Raw genomic sequence first — 14,309 nt, forward strand, 5'->3', positions numbered from 1 at the left:
GGTGCCGCAGGGGGATGCAGCACCTGAAATCGTAATTGGGTATTACAGAGAGAGCTCAGACTGCAGGTAGCTGATGATTTCAGCTTCCGTCGTCATTGTTTTTAGGGTGTTGCGGAAAGATTCGTGGATAAGTTTGCGCGCCAGGCCAGAGAAAATGCGCATGTGCTGGTCGCCCTGGTTTTTATTTAGCGTCAGCATGATGACAAATTCGACTGCACCGTCTTCGTCGTCGCTCCAAATCACAGGCTTGTTCAAGCGAGCGATAGAGATAGACGAATGCGCAATGTTGTCTGATTTGGTGTGTGGGATTGCAAAGCCATTACCAAGGCCGGTGGTGAACACAGATTCACGTGCCCAGATATCCGCTTCTAGCTCGTTCACCAAGTGAGTACGACCGCGCACACCTAGGTTGCCCACCAGCGTTTGAATCGCTTCTTCTTTGCTATTGAAGTCGCAATCTAGCAGCACACATTCAACGTCTAGTAGTGGCTTATCTTCTTGAGATTGTGCGAACGCTTCTAGCAAAGCTTCAACGTCGGCAATCGTCGCGCAATCACATGCTTCATTGAACAGCGCTTTACACGCTTCGCTGTCGAACTGGCGAAGAGCCGCTTTGGTTGGTGCAATGCTTGGTGCAGCCATGCTTAGCTCATTCAAGCCAGCGCCCACCAACAATGGCAGCACTTTCTTGTTTGCACCTAGCTCACCACACAGGCCAACCCACTTATCGTGCGCTTGAGCGCCAGATACCACCGCGCGAAGTAGACGCAAGAACGATGGTGCGAGGCTGTTGTAAAGCTTGGCAACGTTGTCGTTGTCACGGTCAACCGCCAACAGGTATTGAGTCATGTCGTTAGAGCCAATGCTGAAGAAGTCCACTTCTTTACAGAACTGATCCATGATGAAGGCCACCGATGGAATTTCTACCATGATACCCAGTTCAATCTCGCCGAATGGGGTGTTGTCGCTCACCAATTCCGCTTTCACAATCTCTAGTTGTGCTTTCACCCAACGGATTTCCTCGATGCTTTGAATCATCGGGATCATCACTTTGGTGTGACCGTATTGCGCTGCACGCAAAATCGCACGAAGTTGGGTGTGGAACAGCGCCAGGAATTGCGGGTAAATACGCACCGCGCGGTAACCCAAGAATGGGTTGTGCTCGTGTGGCAGGTTCAAGTAATCCAGCGGCTTGTCACCACCGATATCCATGGTGCGGATAATCACGGCTTTGTCGCCTGCCGCTTCCAAGACTTCTTTGTATGCGCCGAATTGTTCTTCTTCATCCGGTGCCGTGCTGCGATCCATGAACAGCATTTCAGTGCGGAACAGACCAATGCCTTCCGCGCCTTTCGCAAATGCGGATTCTGCTTCTACGGTACAAGCGATGTTTGCTGCGATTTCAATCTTGTGACCATCTTTGGTTTGCGCTTGTAGGTTCAGGTATTCGCTTTCAGCGGCTTTAACTTGCTCAGCCAGCCACATCGCACGCTCGAAGTAGGTTGAAACTGCTTCAGAAGGGGCAAGTGCAACAATGCCAAGGCCGCCATCTACAAACAAGGTCTCACCTTCGTGCTTCGCACATGCATCAATTTCAACGCCAGATACCGCAGGGATGTTGAATGCGCGCGCCAAAATGACAGTGTGCGAGGTAGAGCCTGCTTGCGTCAGGATCAGGCCTTGTAAGAATGCACGATCTAGACCCAAGAATTGGCTTGGCGTTAAGTCATTAGCAATCACGATAGACGGTTCGGTTAAAGTGAAGTCTGTTGATACTTCAACGTGTGGGTGCGCAGTCATCAACAATTGCAACGCGATGTCTTTAATGTCCAGCACACGCTCTTTCAGGTATGCCGAAGACGATTGCATCAAGGTTTCAGTGATTGCTGCAACGGTCAGAAGAATCGCTTTCGCCAGCGACTCACCGTTTGACACAAAACCCGACACTTTTTCATTCAGGGTTTCATCGTTCAAGATACCCAGATGTGCCTTGATGATTTCTTTTTCTTGGCCGCTTGCCAACTCTGCTTTATCAATCAGCGTTTCAGTGACTTGCTGCTTCGCTTGCTCAAAGTTCAGCGACGCAATTTCTTGCTCGAACACTGACAATTCGATGTCGTTGTAACGAATCAATTTACCCTTCGCGATGCCCGCAGAAAGACGCTTCGCGCGGATAAGGGTTGGGTTATGGTTCATCAGTGATTGTGGCAGGGTTACATCACCCTCATCCATCACTACGATTTCTTCATCACAAAGCGGGAATTCTTCACGCAGGTAAGTCGCCAGCACATCAAATGCGGCTTCTGCGTCATCACCTTCGATGATCAATGAACACGGGTCGTTCAGTAGGGTGTCAGTACCCACCAGCGACAGCACGCTTTTTGCTGAACCTGTGTTCTCGTTACGCAGGTTTTTCAGCGTGATCTCGCTGCTAAATTGACGGCAAACCGCTTCAAGATGATTTGCAGGACGTGCGTGAATACCGTTTGGCAATTCACAGGTAAATGCGACTTCTTTTTTCATTGTGTTCACTTAAAATTTTTCAAAAGAGATAGGGGGTTATTGATGGCGTCTTGCACGGAAACGATGGTGGGGTTTTTCCCTTCATAACGATCGCTTTCTGCCGGGCTAATTTCAGTGGCCAACAATATAAAATCTGCAGAATCAAACTCGCGTTTGGAGATCTTGTTCTCGATACCCATCGCGCCTTGGGTTTCAACTTTGATGTTGATGGAGAGTGCTTTAGCGGCTTCGATGAGGCGATCTGCGGCCATGTAACAGTGGGCAATTCCGGTATGGCATGCAGTGATAGCGACGACGTTCATGTGCTCTACTTATCGTTTGATTCAGACAGCTTGATGCTATGCCTTTCCTTGCTGGACAAATAGATGAAATAGCTATCATTTACTGGACAAAACGCGCATGAAAAACAATGTGTGAATTGGGTCACCGTCGCGAGTTAGGCGGGTTGAGAGCCCGGTTCAAATTCTCTCACTGGCACAAAAAAACCCGCAACGAATGCGGGCTTTCGATTCTTTAGAAAAGTGTGAATCACGCGGTTTTTCTACACACGGAATTGACCCACCAATGAACTGAGCTTACTCAGTGATTCACGCATGTTTTGGGTATAGTTAAGGTTATCTTTTGCTGCTACACGACTTTCTTCGACCACTTCTTTCACATTCTTCGCGCTAGAATTCGCTGAATTAACCACAGAGCGTTGATCTTCCGCTGCTGTCGCTATTTCCTCATTCATCAAGTTAAGGTTGTTGATTGCCTGTGTAATTCGCTCCAACGCTTCACCGGCATTTTGCGCATATTCAACCGTTGTTTCGCCCCCAGTTTTCGAACGTTTCATCGATTCTACGGCATCATCAGCACCTTTCTTCAAGCTATCGATCATGCCTTGAATCTCATTGGTGCTGTTTTGAGTGCGTGACGCCAAAGTACGAACCTCATCTGCCACCACGGCAAAGCCTCGACCTTGCTCACCCGCTCGTGCCGCCTCAATCGCCGCATTCAGGGCCAACAGATTCGTTTGCTCTGCTATGTCTCGTATTACACCAAGCACAGAAACGATACGGGCTACTTCCACATTCAGTTGGTCAATAACCGATGAGCTCAGGTCGATATCCTTCGCCAAACCTTGAACGGAGGTGACAGCCTGCTGAACAACTTGCCTTGCTGCTTCACCATCATCACTTGCTGAACGAGACGCTTCCGAGCAATTCTGAGCATTGGAAGAAATGCTGTCTGCCGCGTCATTGACTCGATAGATAGAACTAACTACCGACTCAACTTCCTCGCTCTGAACTTCAACTCTATCTGCAACTCTTGTAGAAAGCTCGGAGATGGCACCAATCGCGGTATTCAACGAGCCAGACTCAGTCGCGATTTGAGACACCAAAGATTGGATTTTACTCACAAAACCATTGAACGCTTTACCTAATGCTGCAATTTCATCTTTGCCACTTTCGTCTACACGCTGGGTCAGGTCCCCGTCACCCTGAGCAATATCGTTGAGACGCCTCAGCAACTCATCGACGGGTTTGATGATTGCTCGAATGAGCACAAATGTTGTCATGGCGCCAAACACCAGTGCCACAATCCAAATCGCAGCCACCATAGACACAGCCGTCGTCACCGCAACAGCCGCTTTTTCATCTGCACTATCTGCAATGGCATCGGCAGACTCAGCGAGCTGCTCTAAAAAACCATCCGCCAACGTAATATTAGATTCGAGCTCTTCTGTGTAGTTATCCGCCGCGACTTCTTGTTCTAATTGATCGCGATAGGTATCAAACAGCAACTCATCTTCCAGTGCCATCGTTTGCCAATTCGCAAAGTTTTTCTGCAGATCAATCGTATCTTGCGCATCTTCTTCGGTCTCTGCGAGTTCTTCTAGCACTTTAATTAACGAAGTCACTTGCAACGCCAGTTCGTCAAAATTATTTCTGATAGAAGGAAGTTTACTTGCGTCTTCTTCCGCTAAGTATTCACCGGCCGTATCTTGCATTTCTATTACGTATCGTTGTAGTTTTAATGCTGCTTCAACGACAGGATAATCGCGTTCAAATAGCTCACCCAACACATCATTTACATCTTTCGCCGTCGCGCCTAACTGGGTCGCTAGCTCATCACCTTTGTCTTCGGCTTTCGCCATTTCTGCTTCATTTTCTGTTGCGAATTCATCAAGTGCAGTAATCAGTTGCCCACCTAGATCGTCAAAATCACTCAGTAAGCGTTTAGCTTTCTCTTCTTCTTCCAACTCTGCGTAATGCGCTTCGTACATGAGTTGAACATTTTTTTTCAGTAACTCATCCGCGGCCACTGCTTCTGAGGCGATACGCACTTCATCGCCAGAGATTAAGGGTTTGAGTGCATCATAAGATTCCGCGAAAACGTCGTTGAGAGGCTGAAATTGATCGTAAAGATTTTTCACTTCGTCTTTGCTTTCAGAGGCCATAATTTCATTAGCAACTTTCCCGCGTTCCCACAGGGACGCGATCATGTCATCAGTATTCTCAATGGTTGGAGTGACATCTTCACTCAAACTTCGAATACTCAAGTCAAGCTTGAACACATAAAACAAACCTGCGCCTGCCGTGATAGATAGCATGACCAATAAAAGTACAATACCAAATATAAGTTTGCTTCTTATTGTGCTGAGCATATGTATCTCCTGAAACAAAAAAGTGTGCGCGTCGATTCTCCAAACAGAATTTCTTAAAATGGAGACACCTTTAAAACTAGTTCAATGCGAAGAATGAGCAGTGTGAAAATCAATATTTGTTGGCAGATATGGCAAAACACACCAGAAAAGGAAATCGGGTGCCACAAAGTAACCACACAGGATAGGCAATAACGAGGGTGTCGAGAACATTGAGAAATAGAATTAAAGAAGGGACGATTGCCGTCCCTTTGTGTTTCATTACTTTTTGTGCACTAAAGCGAAATAAACAACCCTGCCAACGCTGCACTCATCAAGTTCGCTAAGGTCGCGGCTAGCACGGCACGTAAACCCATGGTGGCAACATCATGACGTCGTTCTGGCGCCATCGCACCGATTGAACCCAGTTGAATAGCAATCGAACCAATGTTGGCAAAACCGCATAAGGCAAACGTGACAATGATTTGGCTGTGTGCAGACAGTGCTTCTTTTACATTGGCGAAATCGAGATACGCGACAAATTCATTAAGAATCACTTTTTGACCAATCAAGGATCCTACGGTCAGTGCTTCGTTCATTGGCACGCCAATCACAAACGCTAACGGCGAGAAAACGTAGCCGAAAATCGCTTGCAACGTGAGTGCTTCAACACCAAACCAGCTACCCACCATCTCGAAGCCCGCATTAATCATGGCAATCACGCTGACAAACGCAATCAACATCGTACCGACAGCCACAGCCACTTTAACGCCATTCATGGCACCTGATGCAAGCGCATCAATGGCGTTAGCATCTTCGCTTTTGCTCAACGAAATGTCTTCTTGGTTCGACGGTGTTTCACGTTCAGGTATCAACATCTTCGCCATCAACAGGCCACCAGGCGCTGCCATAAAGCTGGCCGCAATCAGGTATTTCAGATCCACACCCATCGCTGCATAACCGCCCAGTACCGAGCCAGCAACAGATGCCATGCCACCCACCATCACCGCAAACAGTTCTGAGCGCGTCATGTTGTTTAGAAACGGACGCACAACAAGTGGCGATTCACCTTGGGACAGGAAGATATTGCTCGTCGCAACTAACGATTCAGCACGACTTGTACCGAGTAGTTTTTGAATGCCACCACCGATGACCTTGATAACCCACTGCATGACACCAAGGTAATAAAGCAATGAAATCAAAGAAGAAAGGAAAATGATAAGAGGAAGAACACGGATGGCGAAAACGAAATCGCCCGTTGCTAAACCACCGAAAACAAAGCCAATGCCTTGATCGGCAAACGAAAGCAGAGAAGCTACTCCCGAGCTCATTGATCCCAGTATCGACTGCCCAACGGGGACATAAAGAACAAGTGCGGCGAGCGCAGCTTGAAGACCAAACGCGCCAATGACGGTTCGCCAATTAATGCTTCTGCGATTTTCAGAAAGCGCATAGGCGCAGGCCAATAGGGCCAGAATACCGACCAAACTTGAAAGAATTTGCATTGTATAACCTTGCAGTTGTATCTGGGGATTTAAGGCGTTTGGGCTGCAAACGTACAACAGGTCATACAAATTAGGCGTGTAGCAATACAAAGCATTGCTGCAAAAAGAGTTTCCCGTCCACGAAGCGGCGTATCAACACCAATTAAAGCTCACAGTTACGCTGGGCCCTGTTCCGTGGGGCGGGTGTCCATGTTGCAGTCGAATGTAAAGCTGACTTGTGTCGCCGTCTAAATAAGACAGTGACCGCTCTAGTCGGGCGAGGAGTATAACGGGATCCACATCACACATTCAAGAGGGTTGCGGGCGAAAAGCCTGATTCAATCAGCATTCTATGTGATGTAAACCATGACACGCTTGTCCCATCGAATAGGATGACACACTTAGGTCTATCTTTTGAATAACTCACAGTAACCAGCAGTCACTATGAACCTGAAACGTATAGAAACCTTTGTTATCGTTGCCACTCTTCGCAGCTTTCGTAAAGCCGCCGAGCAGCAATTCACTACCCAACCCGCCATTTCATCTCGTATCGCCGGCTTGGAAAAAGAGCTAGGAGTGACGCTGTTTGACCGCGACGCATCACCTATTTCACTCACGCAAAAAGGGCGTGAATTGCTGCCTTTTGCTGAAAAAATGCTGATGTCTGCAGAACAATTCCAAAAACGTGCCGAGAATACCGCACTGTTCACGGGTACATTGCGCCTAGGTATTTCTGAAACCGTGGTACACACGTGGTTGACGGAATTCCTGCGCCGCTTCAACAATAAATTTCCTCGTTTAGACATAGACATTACCGTGGATGTGACATCTAACCTACGCCATGATTTGCTCGATAGAACGTTAGATCTCGCCTTTCTGATGGGCCCTGTCTCCGAGCCTTCTGTCACCAATTTGCCCCTTTGCCGCTATCCTTTGCAGTGGGTTGCCAATCCAAATCTCGCCTTACCCGAACATGCATTAGCCGCGGCTGATCTGGCTAAGTGGCCGATCATTACCTATGCCCGAAACACCCAGCCGTTTGGCGAAATCAAACAGCACTTTGATCACGCCGACACCAACAATGTGCGATTTTTTACTTCAAGTTCGTTGTCTGCATGCTTGCGTATGACCGTAGATGGTTTGGGTGTAGCCACACTCCCCAGCACCATTGCTGCACCTGAAATTGAAAGTGGTCGTTTACGTGCTGTGTCCTGCGAATGGGCGCCATCTCCACTCGGCTTCACGGCCTCATACCTGCGCGCGCCTTTTAACAGTGCATCTGACGAAGCCGCAAAATTAGCCATGGAGGTGGCTTCCGCACATTCTCATACCTTGGCTCATTCGTTGGTTCACAGTCCTGATTAAAATAATTTATCGGAAAAGGTAAAAAACTATAATTGGACGAGATGACACTAAGCTGCAACATTTAGTTAACACGAATGACATGCAGGGTAACAGGATGACAGCCCCAATGAACGCAGGATATGACACGTCGATTATTACCAATCATCACGAAGCGGCATTAACACAAGCACGTGAACTACGTCAGTTGGCGAGGAGTGGACAATTCACTAGCTCCACCAGCGGATTCGCGCCCGGTCTGGCGCAAGGCAATGTCGTGATTTTGCCTAAAAGCTGGGCTGATGATTTCTTGATGTTCTGCCAACAGAATCCCGTTGCTTGCCCTTTGCTGGCAGTATCAGCGCCTGGTAAACCCATATTAGATACCCTAGGCGACGACATTGACATTCGCTCAGATGTTCCGGAATACCGCATTTTTCGCCACGGCGAACTCTCCGAAGAAACAAATGATATTAGTGATTTATGGCGCACTGACATGGTGACCTTCGTGCTGGGCTGTTCATTTTCATTTGAAGACCCACTCATGCGCGCAGGTCTTTCCCTTCGTAACATTGATTGCAACGCCAATGTCTCTATGTATCGCACCAATATCGAGATGAACCCTAGCCAGTATTTCAGCGGCAACATGGTGGTTTCCATGCGCCCCTTTAAGCCTGCGGACGCCATTCGGGCAATACAAATCACCTCTCGCTATCCCAAATCTCACGGTGCACCGGTGCACATCGGTCATCCGGAAATGATTGGTATTCACGATCTTTCTCAACCTGATTTTGGTGACGCTGTGCCAATCCACGATGATGAAATTCCTGTTTTTTGGGCATGTGGTGTGACTCCCCAACTTGCCATCGCCAATGCCTGCCCACCTATCGCCATCACTCACTCGCCAGGGAAGATGATTGTGACGGATATAAGTAACGACACCCTTTCGATTTTTTAACGAACACATGTGAAAAGGAGACTTCCAATGAAGTTGTTGAAAACCCTACTACCCGCAGCGGTTGTGTCATTCTCGGCATTAATGATGCCTACCTCTTTTGCCGCCCAGTGGCATATGCCAACCCCTTATGGTGATGCAAACCTGCCAACAAAAATTGCCTATGATTTTGCCGAAAACGTGAAAGCATCCACAGGCGGTGACGTGGATATCAAAGTTCACTCTGGCGCATCACTCATGAAGCACCCTGAGATCCCTCGCGCTGTGCGTACAGGGCAAGTTCAATTGGGCGAAGTGTTTATTGGCATCATGGGCAACACGGATCCGATATTCAAACATGACAACATTCCTTTCCTTGCGACCAATTACGAGCAAGCTCGAGCCTTATGGGAAGCGGCGAAGCCTGAAATTGAAAAGCAACTAAACAAAGAAGGCATGATGCTGCTCTACACGGTGCCATGGCCGGCGCAAAGTCTTTACACCAAGGCTGCTGTAAATTCGCTTGCTGACATTGAAGGCACAAAAATGCGCGCCTACAGCCCATCGACATCTCGCCTGGCTGATCTGATGAATACCACACCGACCACAGTGCAAGTACCTGATATTCCACAAGCATTCAGCACCGGCATTATCGACGCGATGATCACCTCGCCATCAACTGGCGCAAACGGTCAAGCTTGGGATTACCTAAGCCACTTCAATGAAATCAAAGCGTGGATCCCGAAAAACGTGGTCGTTATTAACAAGCGCGCGTTCAAACGTTTAGACAAAGCCTCACAGAAAGCCATTTTGGATGCGGCAGCGAAAGCGGAAGCACGTGGTTGGGACGAAGTCACTGCCCAAGAAGCGAAAGACACCAAAACCCTTGCTGATAACGGCATCGTGGTTTCTCAACCTTCAGAGCAACTGCTAAAAGAACTGCAAGCCATTGGTGTCACCATGACCAATGAATGGGAAGCAGAATCTCCACAAACTCTCACGCCTGTTCTAGAAGCCTACCGTAGTAAGTAATCACTCACTATGGATAATCCCCTCCCCGAATGGACTGGGGAGGGTGCTCAAACCAATCGGGGCCTTACATGTTCGTCAACGCGCATGAAGGCCACTTAGGACGGTTCGAAAAAAGGTTAACACTATGCGCGTTAAGCAAGCCTTGTACATGCTGTCGGGCGGCTTGTCCGGTTTCTTCATTGTGGTGATCATGCTGATCATCCTTGCCCAAATTATCGGTCGTCTGCTTGGCTTTATCGTGCCATCAGCAGAAGACTTCTCAGGTTATGCATTGGCAGCCTCCACCTTCTTCGGCTTGGCTTACACCTTTCATGAAGGCGGCCATATTCGCGTCAACCTCGCTATTCAACGATTACCAGAGAAATGGCAACACCCATTGGAAACAGTGGTATTAACCGTCGCTTTTCTGCTGCTGTGCTTCGCCAGCTATTACTGCACATACATGGTTTGGGAATCCCACGATTTCGAAGAAGTGACTCACGGCTACATCCCGATTCCGCTTTGGATCCCGCAAGTTCCTGTCGCGATCGGCATGATTGCATTCAACCTTGCAGTTCTTGATAGCCTTATCGAAAACATTCGCGGCATTACGCCTCATTACAAAGTGCTTGAAGGTGAAGACGTGACTCTCGACCTTAGCAACAACAAGGAGGGCATGTAATGACTGACATGGCTCTGATTTCCTTTATCTTGGCACTTAGCCTTCTTCTGTTTCTCGCTGCAGGGTTATGGGTTTCGCTCTCACTTATCGGCGTCGGCGTGATTGGACTTTATCTCACCGGAAACGAACAAATCGGGCTGTTGTTTGCCTCTTCTAGTTGGGGTGCAAGCACCAGTTGGTCACTCACTGCTCTGCCAATGTTTATATGGATGGGTGAATTACTCTTCAGGACACGCCTCTCGGAAGATCTCTTCAAAGGGCTCGCGCCTTGGTTAAGCGGCCTTCCGGGCAAGTTGCTGCACGTGAACGTCCTCAGCTGTGGCATCTTCGCCGCTGTGTCCGGCTCATCCGCAGCAACGGCTGCCACGATTGGCCGCATGACGCTACCCGAACTGAAAGCGCAAGGCTACAGCGAACGTATGGCGATTGGCACACTGGCAGGCTCTGGCACGCTAGGGCTTTTGATCCCCCCTTCTATCATCCTGATCGTGTACGGCGTGGCGGCGGAAGTGTCTATCGGACGCTTATTCATCGCAGGCGCACTACCCGGCATCATGCTGATGTTACTGTTCGTGGGCTACACCACCCTTTGGGCAATGTTTAACAAAGACGGTGTTCCACAGCACACCAGCGAAGACATTTCGTGGTCTGTGCGTTTCAAATCTCTGAAAAAGCTGATGCCGATTGTTCTCTTAATTGGCTTCGTGCTCGGTTCAATTTACGGCGGTTTTACCACCCCAACTGAAGCTGCTGCTCTTGGTGTTTTTGGCGCTATGGTATTGGCAGCCCTAACCGGTTCTCTCACACGCAAAAGCTTCATTGATAGCCTGCTCGGCGCAGTGAAAAGTGCCTGCATGATTGGCTTTATTCTGGTGGGTGCTCACTTCCTCACACTGGCAATGGGCTTTCTAGGTATTCCTCGCGCTTTGGCAGAGTGGATTGCCGCCATGTCGCTGTCTCCGTTTGAGCTACTGCTTTACCTCACCATCTTGTTTGTGGTCTTGGGCTGCTTCTTAGATGGCATTTCCGTGGTGGTGTTAACCGTGGCGGTTGTGATGCCGATGGTGCAGCAAGCAGGCATTGATTTGCTTTGGTTCGGTATCTTTATCGTTCTGGTGGTGGAGTTGTCTCAAATCACACCACCGGTGGGTTTCAATTTGTTTGTTATTCAGGCACTCACAGGGAAAAACATACTGTATGTCGCACGGGCTGCGTTTCCATTTTTCATGCTGATCTTATTGGGGTTAGTGTTAATTAGCGTGTTCCCAGACATTGTGACCTATTTGCCTACCACCATGAGTCAACGGTAACGCAAGCGATTGACAGACAAAAAGCAGGCGGAGGGATCTTTTAAGATGAAATTAAATTGTGACATGGGTGAGAGCTTTGGTGCTTGGACCATGGGTAACGACGCAGACGTCATGCCATGTATAGACATGGCAAGCATCGCCTGTGGCTTTCATGCCTCAGACCCGGTGATCATGCGAAACACTGTGGCGCTGGCACAACAGCATGGCGTATCGATTGGTGCTCATCCCAGCTACCCCGACCTACTGGGGTTTGGGCGTCGCCAGTTTGATTGTACAAACGACGAACTATACGCCTGGCTAGGTTACCAAATAGGCGCTTTGCAGGGCATATGCCGCCAACAGCGAGCCATTATTGATTATGTCAAACCTCATGGCGCGCTATACAACACCATGATGAAAGACGAACAGGTGCTGCGAACGGTCATGCAAGCCGTCAAAGACACCGCACCTGGTTGCCCGTTAGTGGTGATGGCGATCCCACATCGTGACCCTCTGAACAAACTGGCGAATGAAATAGGAATCGAACTACTGTTCGAAGCCTTTTCTGATCGCGCTTACGACGATGCCGGGTTCTTAGTAAACCGCCGCATAGGCGGTGCTGTTCACGGCAGCGCTGACGCGATTTTACGCCAAGTTCAGCAAATCACTGAACAAGGCACAGTCACGACGCTAAGCGGCAAAACATTGAAGGTCGAGGCTGACACGCTTTGCATTCATGGCGATGGCCCTCATGCCTCCGCTGTGGCACAAGCATTAGGGTTGTGGAGGACTAATGGTAAGAATTGAGGCAGTCAATGAACAAACATTGATTGTGTATTTCGGTGACAAGATTGATGAAGCTATCGCCGCAGACGTCAATCATGCGATCTTCCAGATCCGACAAGCTTTGGGCGCGCTCATCACCGATATCATTCCGTCTTATAACTCGATACTGGTGAGTTTTGATTTAGCCCAAACCGATCGGTTCGACATCATTAAACGCATCAAATTCGCACTTTCAACGCAGGCGAATACTGAGACGGATAACAGCGACAATGTGTTGGTCGAAATTCCCGTTTATTACGGTGAGGATGTCGCGCTCGACTTGACGGATGTTTGCACGAAAACGGGTTTGGATGCCGACGCAGTGATTAAACTTCACAGCGAGCGAGAATACCGCGTTTATGCGATTGGATTTAGCCCCGGCTTTGCTTATCTCGGCAGTTTGAACGACGCGATAATTATGCCTCGAAAGTCAACGCCGCGGTTAAAAGTGCCGACAGGTAGCGTTGGCCTTGCCGATAGCCAAACGGCGATATACCCCAGCAGTACGCCGGGAGGTTGGCAGATCATCGGTCGCACCCCTCTTGATATGCTGGATTGGGATAGCGAGACGTTGGCACGCGTTAACGTAGGGAATCGCGTCAAATTTTGCCCTATAGACAAAGAAACATACATCAAACTAGGCGGAGTGTTCGATGAGCTTTGAGGTGATTAATCCGGGAATGTTGACCCTGCTGCAAGACAGTGGACGCCAAGGCTTTCAGCACTTGGGCATCACCTCCGGTGGCCCGATGGACGAACATGCCTACTATTGGGCGAATCGCTTACTCGGGAATACCCCCGACACCAATCAACTCGAAATTACCTTTGGGCAACTGAAGCTCAAGGTCAATGCGGCTACATGCATTGCCATTACAGGCGCAGATCTTTCAGCACGAATTAATGACAAGCCAGTTCGCAATTGGTGTACCTATGCCGTTAAGCAAGGAGACACCATCGAGTTTGACACACCAAAGCAGGGATTACGCGCCTATTTGGCCGTGAAAAATGGCTTTGAATGCGTCAACAAACTCGGCAGTTGCGCGACCGTTAAGAGAGAAAAAATTGGCGGGTTACATGGTAATGGTGACCCATTGAAACAAGGCGATGTTTTGCGTTTTCACGTCTGTTCAGACGTGATTGACCAACGCGCGCCCAAATGGACCATACCGGACTACGACGCCCCGCTGGAACTGGGTGTGATGCCAGCCTATCAAAACGCTGCGTTTTCGCATGATGCTCAAATGACCTTTTTCACCAGTGCCTATGAAGTAAGCCAGAATATCGATCGCATGGGCTACCGGCTCTCGGGTGCGCCGATCAAAAGCAGTCTCGACGGTATCATTTCAGAAGGCATTGCCTTTGGCGCCATTCAAATTCCTAATGATGGCCAGCCTATCGTTTTGATGAAAGATCGCCAAACCATTGGTGGATATCCAAAAATCGGATGTTTAAGTAGCTTGGGGGCTGGTCAATTGTCACAACGCAGGCCCGGACAAACCGTGAATTTTTCGCCGATGGACGTTGCTGATGCAGAAGTAGAAAGGCGCTTGTTCAATCGCGTGATATTTGGTTAGAAACCTCTCACCAATTCGTT

At 48.8% G+C, this 14,309-nt stretch carries 12 protein-coding genes; 8 read left to right on the forward strand and 4 right to left on the reverse strand.

All coding sequences use genetic code 11. The features are described from left to right. Positions 1-42: 42 nt before the first annotated feature. From ptsP to LRP50_RS15010, 4 genes are all read right to left on the reverse strand, one after another. On the reverse strand, positions 43-2,523 hold the full coding sequence (ptsP, locus tag LRP50_RS14995; protein ID WP_274165269.1) for a phosphoenolpyruvate--protein phosphotransferase: 2,481 nt from the start codon (positions 2,521-2,523) through the stop codon (positions 43-45). A 5-nt stretch (positions 2,524-2,528) separates the two neighbouring features. Beyond that, positions 2,529-2,825: a PTS fructose transporter subunit IIB gene (locus LRP50_RS15000; RefSeq protein ID WP_274165270.1), complete on the reverse strand. Its 297-nt coding sequence runs from the start codon at positions 2,823-2,825 to the stop codon at positions 2,529-2,531. A 239-nt stretch (positions 2,826-3,064) separates the two neighbouring features. After that, the gene (locus LRP50_RS15005; protein ID WP_274165271.1) at positions 3,065-5,173 is read right to left on the reverse strand and encodes a HAMP domain-containing methyl-accepting chemotaxis protein; all 2,109 of its coding nucleotides are present in this window, start codon (positions 5,171-5,173) and stop codon (positions 3,065-3,067) included. 272 nt (positions 5,174-5,445) lie between these two features. After that, positions 5,446-6,654: a NupC/NupG family nucleoside CNT transporter gene (locus tag LRP50_RS15010; RefSeq protein ID WP_274165272.1), complete on the reverse strand. Its 1,209-nt coding sequence runs from the start codon at positions 6,652-6,654 to the stop codon at positions 5,446-5,448. Between the two features lie 423 nt (positions 6,655-7,077). Here LRP50_RS15010 and LRP50_RS15015 point away from each other — a divergent pair, with 423 nt between their 5' ends. The 8 genes from LRP50_RS15015 (at position 7,078) to LRP50_RS15050 (ending at position 14,289) form a co-directional block, all read left to right on the forward strand. Continuing rightward, entirely contained in the window at positions 7,078-7,998 is a 921-nt protein-coding gene (locus LRP50_RS15015) for a LysR family transcriptional regulator (RefSeq protein WP_274165273.1), read from the forward strand. Between the two features lie 106 nt (positions 7,999-8,104). Then, positions 8,105-8,932, forward strand: a complete 828-nt coding sequence (locus LRP50_RS15020; RefSeq protein ID WP_274165351.1) for a putative hydro-lyase — start codon at positions 8,105-8,107, stop codon at positions 8,930-8,932. Positions 8,933-8,959: 27 nt separating this feature from the next. Then, positions 8,960-9,940 carry a TRAP transporter substrate-binding protein gene (locus tag LRP50_RS15025; protein ID WP_274165274.1) on the forward strand — a complete coding sequence of 327 codons (981 nt, stop codon included), beginning with the start codon at positions 8,960-8,962 and terminating at the stop codon, positions 9,938-9,940. Between the two features lie 124 nt (positions 9,941-10,064). Next, positions 10,065-10,601, forward strand: coding sequence for a TRAP transporter small permease (locus tag LRP50_RS15030; RefSeq protein WP_274165275.1), 537 nt, complete (start codon positions 10,065-10,067; stop codon positions 10,599-10,601). Next, a complete protein-coding gene (locus tag LRP50_RS15035) occupies positions 10,601-11,911 on the forward strand; it encodes a TRAP transporter large permease (RefSeq protein ID WP_274165276.1) in 1,311 nt (436 codons plus the stop codon). The genes LRP50_RS15030 and LRP50_RS15035 overlap by 1 nt, the downstream gene beginning before the upstream one ends. A gap of 45 nt (positions 11,912-11,956) precedes the next feature. Further along, complete coding sequence (locus tag LRP50_RS15040; RefSeq protein ID WP_274165277.1) at positions 11,957-12,697, forward strand: 5-oxoprolinase subunit PxpA; 741 nt, start codon at positions 11,957-11,959, stop codon at positions 12,695-12,697. Continuing rightward, positions 12,684-13,379 (forward strand): 5-oxoprolinase subunit PxpB, encoded by a 696-nt coding sequence (gene pxpB / locus LRP50_RS15045; protein ID WP_274165278.1) that lies wholly within the window; start codon positions 12,684-12,686, stop codon positions 13,377-13,379. Before LRP50_RS15040 ends, pxpB begins: the two co-directional genes overlap by 14 nt. After that, positions 13,369-14,289, forward strand: a complete 921-nt coding sequence (locus LRP50_RS15050) for a 5-oxoprolinase subunit C family protein (protein WP_274165279.1) — start codon at positions 13,369-13,371, stop codon at positions 14,287-14,289. Before pxpB ends, LRP50_RS15050 begins: the two co-directional genes overlap by 11 nt. The last annotated feature ends 20 nt before the right edge of the window (positions 14,290-14,309 follow it).

Origin of the sequence: Enterovibrio gelatinilyticus (assembly GCF_028683095.1) — a bacterium.
Lineage (GTDB): Bacteria > Pseudomonadota > Gammaproteobacteria > Enterobacterales > Vibrionaceae > Enterovibrio > Enterovibrio gelatinilyticus.

Excerpts from the sequence above, each read along its gene's own strand:
- LRP50_RS15040 (WP_274165277.1), top strand. The coding sequence starts at position 11,957 with ATGAAATTAAATTGTGACATGGGTGAGAGCTTTGGTGCTTGGACCATG.
- LRP50_RS15020 (WP_274165351.1), top strand. The coding sequence starts at position 8,105 with ATGAACGCAGGATATGACACGTCGATTATTACCAATCATCACGAAGCG.
- pxpB (WP_274165278.1), top strand. The coding sequence starts at position 12,684 with ATGGTAAGAATTGAGGCAGTCAATGAACAAACATTGATTGTGTATTTC.
- LRP50_RS15035 (WP_274165276.1), top strand. The coding sequence starts at position 10,601 with ATGACTGACATGGCTCTGATTTCCTTTATCTTGGCACTTAGCCTTCTT.
- LRP50_RS15010 (WP_274165272.1), bottom strand. The coding sequence starts at position 6,654 with ATGCAAATTCTTTCAAGTTTGGTCGGTATTCTGGCCCTATTGGCCTGC.
- LRP50_RS15000 (WP_274165270.1), bottom strand. The coding sequence starts at position 2,825 with ATGAACGTCGTCGCTATCACTGCATGCCATACCGGAATTGCCCACTGT.
- LRP50_RS15015 (WP_274165273.1), top strand. The coding sequence starts at position 7,078 with ATGAACCTGAAACGTATAGAAACCTTTGTTATCGTTGCCACTCTTCGC.
- LRP50_RS15030 (WP_274165275.1), top strand. The coding sequence starts at position 10,065 with ATGCGCGTTAAGCAAGCCTTGTACATGCTGTCGGGCGGCTTGTCCGGT.
- LRP50_RS15005 (WP_274165271.1), bottom strand. The coding sequence starts at position 5,173 with ATGCTCAGCACAATAAGAAGCAAACTTATATTTGGTATTGTACTTTTA.
- LRP50_RS15050 (WP_274165279.1), top strand. The coding sequence starts at position 13,369 with ATGAGCTTTGAGGTGATTAATCCGGGAATGTTGACCCTGCTGCAAGAC.
- ptsP (WP_274165269.1), bottom strand. The coding sequence starts at position 2,523 with ATGAAAAAAGAAGTCGCATTTACCTGTGAATTGCCAAACGGTATTCAC.
- LRP50_RS15025 (WP_274165274.1), top strand. The coding sequence starts at position 8,960 with ATGAAGTTGTTGAAAACCCTACTACCCGCAGCGGTTGTGTCATTCTCG.